The 17,578-nt window shown below is 56.3% G+C and carries 11 protein-coding genes; 1 reads left to right on the forward strand and 10 read right to left on the reverse strand.

Annotated elements, in window-relative coordinates; genetic code table 11:
• Positions 1-24: 24 nt before the first annotated feature.
• From fliD to AC19YX_RS08700, 3 genes are all read right to left on the reverse strand, one after another.
• Positions 25-1,461, reverse strand: a complete 1,437-nt coding sequence (gene fliD / locus AC19YX_RS08690; RefSeq protein WP_500606058.1) for a flagellar filament capping protein FliD — start codon at positions 1,459-1,461, stop codon at positions 25-27.
• An 83-nt stretch (positions 1,462-1,544) separates the two neighbouring features.
• Positions 1,545-1,910 carry a flagellar protein FlaG gene (locus AC19YX_RS08695; RefSeq protein WP_078471272.1) on the reverse strand — a complete coding sequence of 122 codons (366 nt, stop codon included), beginning with the start codon at positions 1,908-1,910 and terminating at the stop codon, positions 1,545-1,547.
• Positions 1,911-1,983: 73 nt separating this feature from the next.
• Positions 1,984-2,841 carry a flagellin domain-containing protein gene (locus AC19YX_RS08700; RefSeq protein WP_500606059.1) on the reverse strand — a complete coding sequence of 286 codons (858 nt, stop codon included), beginning with the start codon at positions 2,839-2,841 and terminating at the stop codon, positions 1,984-1,986.
• A 172-nt stretch (positions 2,842-3,013) separates the two neighbouring features.
• On the opposite strand from AC19YX_RS08700, the gene AC19YX_RS08705 reads away from it, so the two are divergent.
• A complete protein-coding gene (locus tag AC19YX_RS08705; RefSeq protein WP_500606060.1) occupies positions 3,014-3,811 on the forward strand; it encodes a class I SAM-dependent methyltransferase in 798 nt (265 codons plus the stop codon).
• 56 nt (positions 3,812-3,867) lie between these two features.
• Here the strand turns inward: AC19YX_RS08705 and AC19YX_RS08710 are convergent, their stop codons facing one another.
• The 7 genes from AC19YX_RS08710 to flgJ all read right to left on the reverse strand — a co-directional run bounded on the left by AC19YX_RS08710 (position 3,868) and on the right by flgJ (position 17,573).
• Positions 3,868-4,800, reverse strand: a complete 933-nt coding sequence (locus AC19YX_RS08710; protein ID WP_500606061.1) for a ketoacyl-ACP synthase III — start codon at positions 4,798-4,800, stop codon at positions 3,868-3,870.
• Positions 4,801-5,164: 364 nt separating this feature from the next.
• On the reverse strand, positions 5,165-6,100 hold the full coding sequence (locus AC19YX_RS08715) for a methyltransferase domain-containing protein (RefSeq protein WP_500606062.1): 936 nt from the start codon (positions 6,098-6,100) through the stop codon (positions 5,165-5,167).
• Positions 6,101-6,192: 92 nt separating this feature from the next.
• Positions 6,193-8,934, reverse strand: coding sequence for a glycosyltransferase (locus tag AC19YX_RS08720; RefSeq protein WP_500606063.1), 2,742 nt, complete (start codon positions 8,932-8,934; stop codon positions 6,193-6,195).
• Positions 8,935-8,984: 50 nt separating this feature from the next.
• Complete coding sequence (locus tag AC19YX_RS08725) at positions 8,985-12,566, reverse strand: glycosyltransferase (protein WP_500606064.1); 3,582 nt, start codon at positions 12,564-12,566, stop codon at positions 8,985-8,987.
• 109 nt (positions 12,567-12,675) lie between these two features.
• Positions 12,676-14,223: a flagellar hook-associated protein 3 gene (locus AC19YX_RS08730; protein ID WP_500606065.1), complete on the reverse strand. Its 1,548-nt coding sequence runs from the start codon at positions 14,221-14,223 to the stop codon at positions 12,676-12,678.
• A gap of 13 nt (positions 14,224-14,236) precedes the next feature.
• Positions 14,237-16,297 (reverse strand): flagellar hook-associated protein FlgK, encoded by a 2,061-nt coding sequence (flgK, locus tag AC19YX_RS08735; RefSeq protein WP_500606066.1) that lies wholly within the window; start codon positions 16,295-16,297, stop codon positions 14,237-14,239.
• Positions 16,298-16,307: 10 nt separating this feature from the next.
• Entirely contained in the window at positions 16,308-17,573 is a 1,266-nt protein-coding gene (gene flgJ / locus AC19YX_RS08740; RefSeq protein WP_078470971.1) for a flagellar assembly peptidoglycan hydrolase FlgJ, read from the reverse strand.
• Positions 17,574-17,578 lie beyond the last annotated feature (5 nt).

Genomic DNA, 17,578 nt, shown 5'->3' on the forward strand with positions numbered 1-17,578 from the left:
CCGGGCTTTTGGCACTAGCGGCTATCAGCCTTTCTTTTGCGCGTTCATCGCATCAAACATCGAGGTGATGTTGCTGGCAGTGGCCTTGAGCTTGCCGACCAGAGTATCCATGTCGTTGTACTTTTTGGTCAGCATAGCGGTCAGGGATTCAATGCGGCGATCCAGCGCCAATTGATCGTTTGCAAGCTTGGTCTTGGCCTTGTTCAAGTCATCACTACGCGTGGTCAGAATGCCACCCGTCTTAGTGTAGGGCGTGATGGCCTTAGTCATGCGGCTCATCAGACCATTATCGCCCGAGAACAGGGTTTGCACTTCACCACCCAGCTTCTTGTCGTTCATCGCGGCATCGAACTTGACGGTATTGAAGTTCAAGGCACCGGTTTTCTGATCAGTCGTGATACCCAACTGCGAAAGCACGGTCAACTTGTCGCCACTACCAGTTTCGGTTAAGGGGCCGCGGATGGCTGCGAGGATTGAACGTGGCAGGGCGTCGCCTGTCAGCGCCGCTGGAATAGTCGGCTTGCCGTCGTCATCCAGAGAAGGCTTGGTCAGCGAAGTAATGGCGTTGGCCACAGCATTGTAGGCATCGACGAACTTCTGCACCGAAGCCTTCAGGCCATCGTTGTTCGGACTGACCACAACCCGCGACTCACCAACCGTAAACAGCGTCATCGACAACCCGGACACCGTATTATCAAGCTTGTTGCTCGCACTGGTAATCGGCATGCCATCGACGCTGAACTTCGCATCCTTGGCTATCGCCCCGACAGCGCCCGACGATGTAGCCGTAGCCTCCGAGGTATCATCTTTCCCACCGGTACCCGCCATCACCTTCGTGCCATCGACTTTCAGCTCAGGAATCCCACTGAGGGAAATATCAGAACCGGCACCCGTGTTAGACGAACTGACTACCAGGCGCGAACCGAAACTGTCGGTCACGATGTTGGCACTCAGGCCACTGAACTGATACTTGTCGTTGATCGACTTGGCGACCGATTCTAGAGTGGCGTTTTCAGGCACTTCCAGGTTATAGGCGTTGTCGGGGGAGGCACCTACGGAGATCACCATGGTGCCGGCGGTTATCGCGCTCTTTGGACCATCCTTGAACGCAGCCGACGCAATCTTCGAGCCGGTCGCAATTTGATCGACCTTGATGTTGTAAACACCATTGATCGCCGAGTTTTTGGCCGTGGCAGAAAGGACTTTAGGATCGGAAGGGGTCGCAACAAACCCATTGAACTGAGGCTCAGTGGTGTTACCCAGCGCCGCCAAGGTCGTCTGAAATGTCGCCATCAGCGACTTGAGAGTACCGATACCGGAGATGGACGCGGTATTGGTGGTGGTGCCACGGTCAATCTGCCCTTGTTTGGCCGCTTTATCAGCGTTGACCAGGGCCTTGACGATTGCACCGGTGTCCAGACCAGAGCCTAAACCCGTGCCTGGTAGAATTGGACTTGCCATGAGGAGCTCCCTTTTAGTGTCTCGCCGGTCTTTTGACCACTACAACGCCCAAAAGAACATAGCAACAAAATTTGTGCCAGCTGTCAGACTCGAGCGCTGAACAGCAGACTGCTTGCGTCATTCAAGCTATTGGCCAATTTCAGAACTTCTTCGTTGGGGATCTGACGGATCACCTCACCGGAGTCACTGGCTATGACTTTGACGACGACTTTGCCTGAGGGTTCATCAATCGAGAACTCCAGGTTTCGCTTGACCGACTGCACAAACTTTTCAATTTCCTGAACGGCCATTTTAAGTTTGTCTCGCTCGCTGGTCGTATCTTTTGCTTCATCCTTGACCGTTGCCGCAACCGCAGCAGCGGCTTGAGGCTTCTCCGCCACAGGCTCAGCAACAGGCGTTGCAGGCTTCGCAGCAGGATAAGACAAGTTCAGCTTGACGCTCATATCCATGTCCATCACCTCTCGAACTAAAAAAGCGAGAGAGTGCGACTAGCGCACTCCCCCGCCTAAAACGCATCAGCTATTACTGAAGCAGTTTCAGTACAGCGGATGGCAGTTGGTTGGCCTGAGCCAGAACTGCGGTGGAAGCTTGTTGCAGGGTTTGCTGCTTAGTCAACTGCGCAGTTTCAGCAGCGAAGTCGGTATCTTGTACGCGACCACGAGCAGCTTCGGCGTTCTCGTTGATGTTTTGCAGGTTGCTGATGGTGCTGGACAGACGGTTTTGGGAAGCACCCAGGTCAGCACGCACACCGTTGATGGTATCCAGTGCCGAGTCAATCGCACTCATTGCAGCGCTGAAGGTTGCTTGGGCATCAGAGCTCACGGCACCAGAGATGGTCTGGGTTGCCAAGGCGCTCAATGCACCGGAAGTTGCGGAGCTCAGGCCTTTCGACATGTCGATGGAGATCTGGTTCTGAGTACCGGTGTTGGAACCCACCTGGAAAACCATTTTGCCAGCGCTACCGTCGAGCAGGTTCTTGCCGTTCAGCTGGGTGCTATCAGCAATACGGCCGATTTCGCTGATCATCGCCTTGAATTCTTTATCCAGAGCATCACGATCCAGCTTGCTGTTCGAGTCGTTCACCGATTGCAGAGCCAGTTCACGCATACGTTGCAGAATGTTGGTCTGCTCTTGCATCGCGCCTTCAGCGGTCTGGGCGATCGAGATACCGTCGTTGGCGTTTTTGATCGCCATGGTCTGACCACGGATCTGCGAGGTCATGCGGGTAGCGATCTGCAGGCCGGCAGCGTCGTCTTTAGCGCTGTTGATTTTCAGGCCCGAGGAAAGACGGGTCATCGAGGTGCTCAGCGCATCGGAAGAACGGTTCAGGTTTTTCTGAACGCTCAAAGACGTGACGTTAGTGTTTACGGTTAATGCCATGACGAATTCCTCGTTGGATGGGGACTACGGCTTCCGGCCCTGGCATCCGCCGGGTGTGGCCTAGAGAACCTTCGTAATGGTTATCGTCGGGAACTCAGGTTGCTTTAGGGCTTATTTGAGATTTTTTTACTGGCACCTAGCCACTTCAATAAAACCAAGGGCTTGAGAGTCGTTGGAACAGACCTTGCTTATGAGCTTTCGCCAGTCCATGGCCGGCATTTTCCCGACGTCGCGCCAACTCCACTCACCACGTCCGGTTGCTGTACCGGACTCTAGCGAAGCCACCCTAATGAACCTTTGGCAAGATTTCCTCACCAACGATGATCGATTGATTCATAAATGGACTCATTACTTTCCGATCTACGAAAAGCATCTGATGGAATGGCGCAACAAATCCATCACAATTCTGGAGATAGGTGTTTCCAAGGGAGGGTCATTGCAAATGTGGAAGCGCTTCTTCGGACCGCTCGCCACGATTGTCGGCATTGATATCGACCCGAACTGCAAGGCATTCGAGGAAGACGGCGTTCACGTGAGAATTGGCGACCAATCGGATCCTGCATTCCTGGAGGCGCTGATCACCGAGTTTGGCAGCTTCGACATCGTACTGGATGACGGCAGCCATCAAATGGCGCACATAAACAAGACGTTCGAGTTCCTCTATCCAAAAGTGTCGAAGAACGGCATTTACATCGTCGAAGACCTGCATACCGCATATTGGCAGGAATACGGTGGCGGCAAGGATAACCCAGAGACATTCATCAACATCAGCAAGCATTTCATCGACGACCTTAATGCCGACCATTCTCGCGGGACCGTTGAACCGAATTTCATCACGCGATTTACGTTCAGCATCAGTTACTACGACAGCGTCATCGTCTTCCAGAGGGGCAATATCCCCTTGAAGAAAGCACCACAGACCAGCATCAAAAATCTTGCTACACGCTTGCTCAGTGTCGATATGAGCTGATTATCGGCCTGGACAGGCCCTCCTTAACAAGGTGGGCCTGTCCGGACGACAGCAAATCAGTTCTCCACCCGCTCGATAATCGCAGAGCCCCAGGACAAACCAACTCCAAAACCGCTCAACGCAACACGCTTGTGCGGCGAGCCAAGGACATGTTTTTCCAGCAATAGCGGAATACTGGAAGACACGGTGTTGCCAGTCTCTGTCATGTCCTTGATAAATTTGGCCGGTTCTTCTTCAAAGCGTCGAGCCACGGCATCGACAATCGCCGCGCTGCCCTGATGAATGCAATACAAGTCAATATCTGTTTCGACCAGTTCACTTGCCTCGATCAACTCGTGCAGGTGCGCGGGGACCTTGAGCAATGCAAAGTTGAAGACCTGGCGGCCGTTCATGAAGAACAGGCCATCGTTGACCTTGAGGAACTCCGCACCACTGCCATCCGTACCAAAGCGCGATTTGCCCAAGCTCCAGCGGGCATCCTCCCCCATCCAGGTGACCGTCGCCGCGTCACCGAAGAGCATGGTGGTGTTACGGTCTTCGGGATCGACAATTTTTGAATAGGGGTCGGCCGTGATCAACAGGCCATTCTTCAAGCCGGCCGCTTCCATAAAGCCTTTCATGGCGTAAAGGCCATAGACATAGCCAGAGCACCCCAAGGAAATGTCGAACGCAGCAACCCCAGTTGAGAGGCCGAGCTTGTGCTGCACGATGGCGGATGTATGCGGCAGGCCTTCAGCATCCCCATTCTGGGTGACGACGATCAACGCATCGATTGACGCCGGATCCAGCGACGGATTCGCGGCGAAAAGAGCATTCACCGCCTCCACACAGAGGTCCGAAGTTTCCTGACTTGCATCCTTGCGCGGCAGGAAGGTCGAACCGATCTTGCCGAAAATAAAATCCTGGTCCTTTCCGAATTTCGCACCCTGGGCGTAATTATCGACACCCTCAACAGGGACGTAACTCGCGATGCTTTTGATGCCAATCATTGTGGCTTCCCGATAGATATGGCGGAATTTCAGGGAGGCAGGGAACCTTGGCAACAGGAATTCGCATACCGCACCAACCTCACCGCCAGATGACTGATTAGCTTAGAGATGCGCGTTTCGACTGCCAAGTCACTCTTGCAACGCCTTACCGTTTCAGGAAATGCCATCAATGGCTGAGCTCGATCTACAGGTAGCCCCAAGACCTCAATCACCGACCACGCACACCGGCCACAAAATTAATTCGAAGCAAGCCCACCCACACGAGGCCCAGAGGCCACTATGGCAGTGGGCTTGTCATCAAATCACACCCATATTGCGCCGTGGCTAGCGCTCAGGCCACACCCGCGAAGGGTTGCGGTTATCTTCAGAGAACCGGATTGGTGTAATAACGACCTGTCCAGCTGAAGAAGTCACTGCGGAAGTCTTCGTTCTCGGGCTCGAGTATCAAGGCTTGGCGCAAGAACTCGACACTTTCATACTCATCTTCCAGCTCACGACTCAGGCACGCAGCGAGGTGCAGCTTTACCGGGTCAAAAAAGTCATAGGACAAGGAGACCTTGAGCATGACTAGCGCCTCTCCCAGCTTCCCAGCGTTGTACTGATCAGTGAACTCTTTCGCAAAAGCATCGTTGTCAGCCCAACGAGAACCGGACAGGCCATCAAACTTGCGCAGTACAATCGTGTGGCCGTTACCCACCTTACTGTCGGTTTCCTCAACGCACTCGATGTACCAACTGCCCAATTCATTAGTGTTCAGGTAATTGACAATCTTGAGCATGCTCTGCAGGGAAAACACATGGTAGTGCTCACGCCAGTCCGCTTCCGGCATTCCGTGAATATCCAGTTTTTCCTCGAATGCCTGCTCCAGTAACGACAGCGGGGTCAATGCACGCAGGGCATCACTTGCGGCAGCAATACGCTTGGGGAAAATGCAGAAGAACACGCCAAAGTTCTTGAGAACACGGGACGACTCGACGAAAGCCGCCAAGGTGTTCGGCGAGTGCTCGATAACATGGGAGCTGACCAGGTAGTCAAAGGACTCATCGGGGCATTTAATGGATTGGAAATCCCCGACCAAGTGCACTGGCAATACAGTGCCGGTGCGTTGAAGTTGCGCATCGCGGTACTTGACGTAATCCGCCAAGTCACGCTCATGTACATAGTCCGTGCCGTTGCTTGGCGCCACATTGAGGCAATCAGGCAAATAGAATGCATTGTGCGCTGCCGCACCGAGTTCGATACCGCTCCCCAGGCAGTACTTATGCGCAAGAGCCATACCTTTTACTTTTTCATTGTTCAATGTTCATCCCCCAAATCTAATAATGCGGCCAACCCGACACGCCTGAGAACCTGTCGCTCGTTGAGAGACGACCTTTTATTCATCGATATGTTCTAGTTGCTACAGTTTTCGTCGAGTCCGTTGTGACAAGTTGCCAGTGCCACACGCCGACGGTAAAACGCCTCAGGCCATTGATCGAACAATGGCTGAATCTGCTCTTCGGTCAACGTCGGCACTGTTTCATTGCATAGCTGTGCATAAGGCGAGCCAAGCACTAATAAGCCAGCAGCCGCGACTCGCAGGCAAAGTTCAATATCTGCGCCGTTGGCCGCTGACAACATGCCGCACTGCTCAAAGACCTCGCGCCGCACCATCAGGCAATCGGCAGAAACCGCCTGATAGCTGCGCACCTCGCGCACGCCTAATTCACGTGCAGTCGCCTGTTTCAACCCAAGCCAAACGGAATCCACCTCGCGACTGCTCAGCAACTCGTAACCTGCATGGCTGATGACACCATTGCCTGCGACCAACCTGGCACCAACAACACCGACCTCAGGGCGCTCTGCCTGATTCAGCAACGCTTCGAGCCATGCGGGAGTCACCACCTGGCAACGACTGGAGAGAAACACCAGATAGTCGCCCCGCGCCTGAGCTGAGGCGATATTGAGCGACTGGCCTTCAGTACAGCCGTCTTCAGCACATACGAGGCGGACTTTGCTACCCATCCCCAGCAGGGCTTGCTCGCAGCTTGCAACGGTATCAGGCGTACACACCACCAACACTTCATACCGAGGGTAACGTGTCCGCTGGAGCACACTATTGAGGCTGGCCTGAAGTCGCGCAGGATCCGCACCTGCGCTGAGCAGAATACTCACCAACGGTGTGGTTGAATGGCGAAAATCAATGTGCAGATGACGCTCTCCCTGATCACTGACCTGCGCTCGGTACCCCAACTGAGTGAGATGGCGATTGAGGCTGGACATCGCGTGGTCCGTCACCGCCTCCTCGCTTTGCTGTCCAATCACCAGATATTCGTCTAGATGCGAGAGGCATGCCGGTCCCTGGGTCTCGATCAGTCGCAAAAGCACGTCAAACTCTAGTGCCTGTCGATAAACCTCGCTGTACCCTCCGACCTCAAGCACCGCCTGACGCTTAACCAGCCAGTGCCTGGACATGACATCGGGACGGCTGCGTAGAAGATCAATATCGGCACCTGGCCGCACGACGCTGATCAAGCGCCCATCAGGATCACGCTGCACCTCGTTGGCGGCAATCGCCAGACACGCCGGTGAGTTGCCTAACGCTTCCTGCAAACGCAACACACCTGCTGCGCAAAGCAAATCTCCGGCATCAAGCAGAATGAGCCACTCGCTGGGCAATTGCCGCAAGAGTTGATTCAGGTGCGACACCTGGTTCTCAGCCGTCACCTTGATGAAGTGAAGGGTGTCACGTGCAGTGGTAATAGCCGGTAAATCGCCACTTTTGAGCACAACGATGCGAAAACGCTGCAGACCGCTTGCCAGGATGCTGTCGAAGGTGCTTTGCAGAGCATCATTATTGTCGTCAGGATCGAAGACCACCAACGCGATTTCGGGCACTTGAAGGCTGGCGAAATGCTGCGCTATACGCTGTTTCTCAGCGGAGTCCGGAGTTGCCACGCTGATCGCCTGAAGAATCCTTCCCGACGGGGTCGACGCCAGGCGCGACTCAATGTCGACCGAAACAACTTGCTCCAGGCGACTCAACCAATCTCTCAGCTCGACAGTGCCCGCTTCGATGCCCGAATCATCCAAGGCATTCAACAGCAGGCGACAAACATGCGGACTGAATCGATACAAACTCAGCGCTTGCCGGTAACGATGCAGCAGGCTCTCGGCGGTGTCACTGGCCTGGGCCTGTAGTAAATCGTGCACCTGCACCCAAACACCTTCCAGTGCGTGGGTGTGAAGACTTCCCACCGGCCAGGCGTGCAGCAGAAACTCAACAACCGTCAATTGCTTGAACAAACGCGCATTGTAGTAAGGCAACTCGACAAACTGCCGCGCCTCGAAGCTGCGCTCCGGCTCAGAGCCAATACGGGTCCATGGCGAGGTGAACAGCTGGACGGCGTCGCAAGCCGGATAAGTGTTGTGGACGAATTTGCGCAGAATGACAAAGCCGTCATCGTCAGCACACACCCCATGTTGCTCACCCTCCCAATGCCGAAGGGTGCGAACCAGATCGGCCAATGTCTGTTCCCGGGCGACCTGATCAACCGTATCAGGGGCGCACTGGACCAATACACCGGTGCAATCCAGCACTTTCACCGGGCCGTTCGCCAATAGCGCATAGGACAACGCAACCAGCCACTCATCGAATGCCAGTGCGCAGGGCAAAGCGCTCAACGCGATATCAAGCGCCTCCGGTCGAACCACTGCGCGCCACGCTTGCAAGCCACTGGCGGCATGTCGATCAATACGTGCACGAGCATCTGCAACCACTTCATCCGCGATCGCTTCGCCGATTTTGAAGTAAGCCACCACACCGTTACCCGGGCGATAACCCAGCGCATAACCCTGCGCCATTTGTTCGCCGGGGTTTTGCTGAAGCCAGTCTACGGATGCATGGAGCATCTCCGGCAACAACACATCAGTCGCTTGAGCCAGCACCACATACGGTGTATCGACGCCTTGTAAAGCCTGGCGTAGCGCGGCCTGACCGCCATCGCCGAGACGTGACTCAACAGTCAACCAGCGGATGCCCTGCATATCGTAGTAACGGGTTGCCCGTGCCCGGCACTCTTCATCTTCATGCCCGAGCAACACCACTGTCACATTCTGCAGTGGCCACTTTTGTTCGCCAGCCTGTTCACCCATAGCACACCCGATACTCACGTTGTTCTTTGCCCTGCATCAGCACAAGGACTTCAATCAGCTAACCAGGCATTGGCCCAGAGCTGCAGATTGTTCTCGGTCAGCACATAGTCGCTAAGCACGACTTCGCGCAACGCATCGCCCTGGCGATAACTGGCGCCCGGGTCGGCAAGGTGCATCCGTATCGCGTCCAGCCACTCGCGAGTCGAGTTATCGCTCACTCGCGTGCAAGGCAGATAACCGCGATACGCTTTCGTATCCGTGCAGATCACCGGGAAGCCGCACGCGCCATACTCGAGCAAACGCAGATTGCTCTTGCAATCATTGAACAGATTGATCTCCAGCGGCGCCAGCGCAAGGTCAAGATTAAGACTGGCCAGTTTTCGCGGATACATCTGCAAAGGAACCGACGGATGAAACTCTTTGACATAAGGCCTGAGCAACTCCGGGCACATGCCAAAGAACACCCAGTCCACTTCATCAGCCAGCGTCTTGACCACATCAAGTATCAATTCGAGGTCTCCGCGGTGACTGGTGCCCCCCGCCCAACCAACCCGTGGTCGTGCAGAGGTTTGACGCTGCCCCTGCAACCCAGCCCACAAAGACGCCGCCAACATGTTGGGGACTACACGAATATCCGAGTGCATGCTGGATAGGGCGTCGGCCAAAGGCTCGGTGGATACCACTACCCGGTCGCACAGGGCGATGCCCTGGCTGACCCGTTCGCGCATATTGGTCGGCATGTTTCGCGCGTGGGCGTTCTTTTCAGGAACCTCGATGATGTAATCATCCAGCTCATAGATTCGACGCGCATTGGAGAAACGCTTGACGCCTTGGAATTCGGGGACCGAATCGGCGCTATAACGACACTGAAAAATCACTGTATCCGGCTGCAGGCGCTGCAGCTCGATCGTATCCGGCACCCCGTAAGTGATCCGCCCCTGAATCCAGCCAGCGCGTTCCAACTCATTGAAGGGTTGAGTGACACGGTAGTGCCCCACAGCACCGACGTTGATAGGCAACCCTAGAACGCTAGGCAGCGTACGACTGATGAAAGGGTCCCAACCACCACGCTTGCCTGACTCAAAACCAAAGCCACTCAGTTTGAGACTGAAGTTGCGGTTGTAGGCAGGATCCTGAGCCACCTTGGGCAGCCATCGTTGATAGAAGCGGTCTTTATCATGAGCAAGGATGTGGTTCGCAGGGGCAAGATCTGCGGCCGTCGCCATACGGACAACCCTCGAAAAAGGCGTCCATACCACCAGGTAGCCCTGCTCAGCCACCCGCAGGCATAAATCAGCGTCAAATAGGCCCGCATCCAGATGCGCTGCATCCAACCCATTAACCGCAACGAAGATATCCCGGCGAACCAACAAGCATTCGAGACTGACGGCACTCCAGTTCTGTACCAACTGCATGCGGTTCATATAGCCAGTTGTGTCGAGCGGGTTATCCAGATAAGGCGTGCCAGCCGGGCCACGCAAACCAAGGACCAAACCAGCGCTGTGAATCTTGCCGTCTTCTTTGCATATCATCGGCCCGACTACGCCTACCTCTGAACGCTGGCCCTGACTGACCAGTTCGCTCAACCAGTGCTTTTCGAAAACAACACACCGGGCGTCGAGCAACAACAAATAATCGCCGTGAGCGTGTAGACCGACTTCATTCAGCCGCTGCGCCGTGCCCTGCGCGTCAACCGAAACAATGCGCAATCGACTGTCGCCCAACTGCCTCATCGCCATCAGCCAAGACTGGACGGCAGGTGACTCGTCCCCTGCCGTGATCACGAGTACTTCATAGTTTTCGTAGGCCGTGTGCTCGACGATTGACTCGACGCAACGTACCAATGACTGCAAATCACTGCCTGCACACATCAAAATCGACACCAGAGGCGTCGCGTCATGCCGGTAGTGCACATGAGAGATCAACGCGCCTTCAGTGCTCTGTACCTGTGCGTCCACCCCCAAACGCTGCAAATGGGCGGCAACCACTCTAGATGACTGTTGATGCCCGATCGGATCGTTCAGGAATACGCCATACCCGGAAAGGCACTGGACCAGCACCTCGGCGATGTGCTCCACCACATGCGGGCCCTTGGCTTCCACCATGCGCCACAGCAAATCATGAGGCGCCAGCACCTCAAACTCTTCGGTAAAACCGCCCAGGTCACGCAATGCAACGCACTGGAATGCCAACAAGCGTCCCACATACGGAAAGCTGCGCATCAGATCGAAGTTGAAATCCGGCTTGAACACCGGCGCGCTCGCTTCAAGGTTGTCGAGCCCACCTTCATCGGTATAAAGGCATAGGCGATTGGGCAGCAACGCCATCCGCTCAGCCATGATGACCAACGCAGCAGGATGCAGTCGATCACCTGCTTTCAGCAGGAAAATCCAGTCAATACCCAGCTCATCCGCCAAGCGTTGATTGAGCTGCCCAAAACCATTGCCCCGCAGCGTAATGTGCTGCACCTGCACACCTGCTACCGGTGGCACGTGAAAATCAACGGGTGCCAGCAACCAGACCTGAGTGGCGGCATAGGATTGTGCAGCCAGGCTTTCCAAGGTCGTGCGCAAGGCCAGTTCATCGCCCTCAGAAGCCAGGATCACAGGGGCGATTCGGGGCTGGCTCGGCCATTGCCCAATACGTTTTGGCAACACGCGCAACTGTCCGGCGGACAACGATCGGCAAGTCAACCATTCATCGTACAGCTCGGCGAAGCTCAGGCTGTTGGTGCCCACCTGTTGCAGGTAGTCGGCCGTCTGGGCAGTGAACAGGCGGCCCATTTCAAACTCGTCCCAGACCTTATCTTCACCATCTCGATAGCCATCCAATGGCAAGTAACGCACCCAACCCTTGGCCGGCGCTGGCTCTCCCACTCTCGCAGCCAGCATCTGGAGGAGCCATTGGGTCTCGTTTTTGAACGCCAACGTCATGGCCGCACGGTAACTGAGACGTCCGGGATGGATGCGTTCCAGGCTCAGCACATTGCTGAGGCAGGCCAGGAATCCACGCCGCATCAGACAGATATAAAGCGCCGAGTCCAGACGTGCGACAAACCCCTGCCCCTCCTGCACCAGCGTGGCCAGACATGCCTCGACCTGCTCCCTGCGAAACAAGGCATGGCTGATGCCGCCAAGCATATTGACCGCCGAGCCCTCCATGAGCTCCAACACGTCACCGCCATTAAGCACGGCAGTGCCTGGGGACATCACACAGTTTATGGGCCTGGAAGGAAGCAGGTTGTCGCCGGCATCGAACAACAACCTCTGGTTGATCACGATACTGACGCGCTCACAGGTGGAGAGCACCCCGGCCTGCTCGGTGATACAGGTCGAAAACAAGGTGTCGTCATCACACAGGAACTTGATGAACACTCCTCGAGAATGCTCAAGGCAAGCCTGCAAGTTACGAGCAAAGCCCAGATTTCTACTGTTTCGCACGTAGCGCAAGGCTATCGGAGATTGCCGTTGCACCTCATCGACAATCGCGCTGATCTCATCTCCCAGGCTGTCATCGCAAATGACGATCTCCAGATTCGCATAATCCTGCGCAATCGCACTGAGTAGCGTTGATTGAAAGAACTCAGGATTAAAGGCAGGGATGGCAATGCTGACAAGAGGGGTAGGTTTCACACGCGTAACTCTCGACCGGTTGGCGTCGACTCATGTGAGAGCAGAACGTCCTGAACCACAAAAGGGAAAGGATAGAGATCGCGCGCACAGCCGCGATCTCTTGGCTAAATCAGACCTTATTGAAAAGACCCAACTGCGCGATTTTGCTGAACGCCAACTGAGAGGCTTGCAACATGGTTTGCTGCAAGGTTAACCGCGTCATGACTTCGGCAGGGTCCGAGTCACGGATGCCCGATTGCGTCTGAGCGTTCGCCAGCACCAACGCCTCGTTGGTATCGCTCTGGGTATTCAACGCCGAACCACGGCCGCCGACCGAACTGACACCGGAAGACAATTGATCGAGGCCGCTGGCGAGGTTGCCCATGCCTGACGTCATCGCCGCCTGTTGCTTCTGGATGGCGACAACATCACCGTTAGTCGGTGTGTTCAGCGCTGTTTTCAGCTGGCTCACGGTGTCCAGAATGTTCTGGGTCTCGTGGGTATTGACCGCCACATTGAACTGGTCGCCGGCAGCCAAAGGGTCAGCCGCCGTATTGTTCAGCGTGAATTCCACACCAGACGCGGTCGCAGTATTGCCCACCATCGTGCCGCTGGAGACCGGCTTGCTGTCGGAGGTGATCGGCGCAGCGTACAAATCAAACGCGGTGTCGCTGGTGAATTTCAGCACCGCAGAACCATTTGGAAAGCTGGCATGGTAAGCACTTGGATTTGTAATCTTGGTACTGGTCGCCTGTACCACGCTCGGATTGCCTGGGCCACGAGAAACGTTGAATGTATCCGGCTTGGCTGCCAGGGAGAACGTACGACCGGTCAGCGCCGCGTTGGGGTCGTTGAAGTTCAAGGTCAGATCGACACCACGAAAGTTGACGTTCTGATTCTTGTCAGAGGTGATGACGCCGCCCTGAGTGGCTTCATTGGTCCGGTCGGTACCGAATCGGTCAGTGATCCGCAACTGGGTGCCGCTGACAAAATCCACCACGTACGGCTCGCCGGCGCGGAACTTGTCGTTATAGGTCACATTCGAGTTCACGTGCCCATCGGACAACGTCACAAGACCGTCATTCATTGAGCCGGTGACCTGAGTGCGACTGGTGTTGATCGCTTGCTGGAACACCTCCCAGCCAGTGCTGTTGGTGGCCATCGACATGCTGTCGCCAACGGGCAGGTTCAACGTCACCTGGTCGCCGTTATAGCTGTAAGTACCATCGGAGTTGCGGGTGAACGGAACGGTATCGCCCTTGGAGCCGGAAAAAATGTATTTGCCATTTTCATCCTGGCTGTTCATCAGGCTCAACAGCTGCTCTTCGATCTGTCCCAGCTCCGAGGCATTGGACTGACGGTCGGCGTCGGTATAACCGGCGTTATTGGCGCCGATGGCCAGCTCTTTTGCACGTTGCAGCACGTTGCTGATGCTGGTCATCACTGACTCGGTCTGGGCCAGTGTCGCCTTGATGGTGCTGGTGTTGGTCTTATATTGATCGAGCATCGAAGCCTGCTGACCCAATTGCAGCAGGCGCGAAGCCCCGACAGGATCATCGGCGGCGGTATTGACGCGAACCAGGCTGCTCGCCTCTTCGCTGCTCTTGACCACGTTCGAGAAATTCTTCTGATAGTTTGCAGCCGAGGACTCGTAAAACTGGGCGGTAGAAATGCGCATGGGCTACGACTCCTTAAAGACTGTTGATCAGTGTGCTGAAGATTTCCTGCGCAGCTTTGATGATCTGCGAAGACGCGGTGTAGTACTGCTGATACTTGACCAGGTTGCCGGTTTCCTCATCGAGGTCGACCCCGGAAAGCGAGTCGCGCGCGCCCTTGGCGTTCGCCAGGATGGCATCGGTCGCGGCACTGTCGAGCTTACCCTGTGCGGCCTTGGAACCTACGCCCTCGACCAGTTTGCCGTAAGCGTCGTTCAGAGAAATACCCTTGCTGGCCGAACCCGTGTCCACGGTCTGCGCAGTCTGCAAACCGGCCAGTGCGGTGCCATTGCGGTTATCCAGGGTGCCCGGCTGACTGAGCGAGACGTTGATCCCGGCGCCGTCGCTTGGGGCGCCGGCGATGGTCATGCTGAAGTCAGCGGTGTATTGAGTCGCTGGGGCGGGCGGCATTGGCGCACCCGTGGCGTCCTTGAGCGGAATGCTCAGGTTGAGCGTGTTGCTCTCACCCGGCTTGATCGTTCCGCTGCTGATCAGTCCACCCTTGGCATCGAGGAACTGATAGGTCTGGCTGGTGCCGTCGGCGGACACCGCTCCAAATACAACCTTGGCCGGCGTGGAGTTTTTCAGCCCGGTCTGCATCGCGGTGCTGGTGGCCGTGTCGTAGATATCGAACTTGGTAGTCAGAGTCGGTTGACCGCTGGCCGGAATTGTCAGAGTGCCGCTGGAACCCGATGCGATAGCGGCACCCAACGGCGCCGCGATAGCCAGACGCTTGGAGTCGGTCATCTCGGTTTTGATATTCGCTGCCGCGTTGCGAGTCGGAGTGATCCTGAAGCTATCGCCAGGGGAGGCTGAAGCTGCAGTGAACTTCATCTCGACGCCTTCGATGACCGCTGGCGTTGCCGGTGGTGCAGTGCTGAAGGAGCCCATGGACGTGTTGTCCGGCAGACGCTGAACGATGTAATCGGTAGCGCTGGTGAACGTGACCTTGTAATCGTTGATGGTCAGCTTGCCGGTGTCCTTGATGCTCACATCAAAGTTGCCGTTACCCACGTTACTGGTGCTGGCGACGCTGCGCTGAGAAATTTGAGTCGCCGAGTTGATGCTGTTGAACAGGTTGGAACCGAAGGCACCGTTCTTGTCGATACCCTGGGCCTGAAGGCTGTTCATCTGATCAGCGACAACCAGCGCGACACGACCCAGTTCGTTCATGGCCGGATCCAGCACGGTGCTGCGATAACGCAGCAGACCGCCAATCTCGCCACCGGTCATGAGCGATGTGATATCGATGGTGCTCGCACCGCGATCGAGTTGCAGCGACAAGCGCCCCGGATCGTCTTTGCCCGGGACCACTTCGATTTTGCTGGTGGTGCTACCCATGACCAGCGGTTGGCCGCTGCCCAGGTAAATATCAAGGTTGCCTTCACGCTCCACCACTTGCGCACTGGTGAAGGTCGAGAGTTGGCGCACGGTTTCATTGCGAGCGTCGAGCAGCTCGTTCGGCATGCCGCCAGCGCTGGAAATCTCGGTAATTTTCTTGTTCAACTGCGCCACGGTAGCGGCCAGTTTGTTCACCTGATCCGCCATGTTCGTCAGATTGCCGTTGATGTTGGCATTCTGTTGCGTCAGTTGCGTGGAAATCGAGTTGAAACGATTACTCAAGGCCTGGGTATCGCTGAGCAGCAATTGGCGGGAGGCGTCGTCACCTGGCTTGGCATTGACGTTCTGCACCGAGGCGAAAAATTTGGTTAGTGCGCCATTCAGGCCGGTGCCGGTATCGGAGAGCAACTTGTCCAGCGGCGTGACCTGATTCAAGTAGGCGGCCGAATCGCTGTTCAACGAGGTGGAGGTCTGCAGCTGCGCATCAAGGTAACTGTTATATACCCGACGCACATCGGCCAGCGTCGTGCCGGTGCCGATAAACACGTTGCCGAACTGCTGCGAGGCCTTGGTGCCCTGCACGGTTTGCTGGCGCGAATAGCCGGCGGTATCGGCGTTGGCGATGTTGTTACCCGTAGTCATCAACGACGATTGGCTGGCTGACAGCCCCGACATCCCGATATTGAGCAAACTCATGGTTCAGACCTTATAAATTCGTGGAAGCGCCCGCCGCAGCGTAGTTCTCGTAGCTCTTCATCTGCTTGGCAATCTGCGAAATCTTGCTTGCGTAATCCGGGTCGGTTGCATACCCGGCTTTTTGCAACTCGCGTACAAACTGTTCAGGCTTATCGGCCGACTTCAGCACTTCTTGATAGCGATTGTTGCTCTGCAACAAGGTCACCAGGTCATGGAAACTGTCCTGATAGGAATCGTAGGAACGGAACGCTGCCGTCTCCTTGACCATCTCGCCATTTCTGAATTCGCTGGTGATCGCTCGTGCCTGATCACCCTTCCAACTGCTGCCGGCCTTGATGCCGAACAGGTTGTGGCTGCTGGAGCCATCCTGCTGGCGCATGACCGACTTGCCCCAGCCAGTTTCCAGCGCGGCCTGGGCCACCAGGTAGCGCGGATCGACACCAATGCGCTTGGCCGCCTGCTCTGCCATTGGCAGCATGGTGGCGACGAAATCATCGGATGAACTGAAGGCGCTCTTGGCCGGCGCCAAGGGCGGCTGGGCCACGGCGCGACCGTAGATCTGCATCCGTCCACGGGGCGCGGCGAAGGTCTGCGCACTTTGCCAGTCACCCTTGATCACAGCGTCAGTGGCGGCTGTAGTGCGCCCTGGCGCGGCGTTTTTGCCGGAGGCATCGGTGCCGGTAGCAGAAGGCACGATGCCCGCCAACAAGCGATCGGTCAGCTTGCTCGGCAGCGAGATCCGCCGCTGATTGAGCAAGGCCATATCGTTGTGCACGGTCCCCGAGGTGTGCGGATCGACGGCGCGCGAGGCCCACAGCGGACGCTGGCCGTTGACCCGGGTCAGCGGCCCGCCGATGGCGGTGGTGCCCGCGGCAATGGCGGTGGGCGTCGCCTTGGCGTCGGCAGTGGCCCCCGGCACGGCAGCCGCTGTGCCCGGAACCACCGGTTTATTCTTCGACATCTGGCGCATCAGCACATCGGCCAGGCCGATACCGCCGCCATTGCGCGACAGGGAAACCGCCAACTGCTGGTCGTACATTTCCTGATACTGCTTGGCCGCTGGCGTATTGAGCGGGTTGTCCTTGCCCAGGGCTTCGGTGGCCGAGCGCATGGACTTGAGCATCTCCCCGAGGAACAACGACTCGAACTCCTGCGCCACCTTGCGCATGTTGGCGTCACTGTTCTTGTCGCCGACCTTGAATTGGTTAAGCCGGTTGAGGTCCGAGTACGACCCCGAATCACCGCTGCCCACCAGGCCGCTCTTGCGAATATCCATGCTCG

The organism is Pseudomonas sp. MF09150, from assembly GCF_059862355.1.

What these genes read in the sequence shown, in the direction of transcription:
- flgJ (WP_078470971.1), bottom strand. Translation starts at nt 17,573, where the DNA reads ATGGATATTCGCAAGAGCGGCCTGGTGGGCAGCGGTGATTCGGGGTCG.
- AC19YX_RS08710 (WP_500606061.1), bottom strand. Translation starts at nt 4,800, where the DNA reads ATGATTGGCATCAAAAGCATCGCGAGTTACGTCCCTGTTGAGGGTGTC.
- AC19YX_RS08720 (WP_500606063.1), bottom strand. Translation starts at nt 8,934, where the DNA reads ATGGGTGAACAGGCTGGCGAACAAAAGTGGCCACTGCAGAATGTGACA.
- AC19YX_RS08700 (WP_500606059.1), bottom strand. Translation starts at nt 2,841, where the DNA reads ATGGCATTAACCGTAAACACTAACGTCACGTCTTTGAGCGTTCAGAAA.
- fliD (WP_500606058.1), bottom strand. Translation starts at nt 1,461, where the DNA reads ATGGCAAGTCCAATTCTACCAGGCACGGGTTTAGGCTCTGGTCTGGAC.
- AC19YX_RS08695 (WP_078471272.1), bottom strand. Translation starts at nt 1,910, where the DNA reads ATGGATATGAGCGTCAAGCTGAACTTGTCTTATCCTGCTGCGAAGCCT.
- AC19YX_RS08730 (WP_500606065.1), bottom strand. Translation starts at nt 14,223, where the DNA reads ATGCGCATTTCTACCGCCCAGTTTTACGAGTCCTCGGCTGCAAACTAT.
- flgK (WP_500606066.1), bottom strand. Translation starts at nt 16,297, where the DNA reads ATGAGTTTGCTCAATATCGGGATGTCGGGGCTGTCAGCCAGCCAATCG.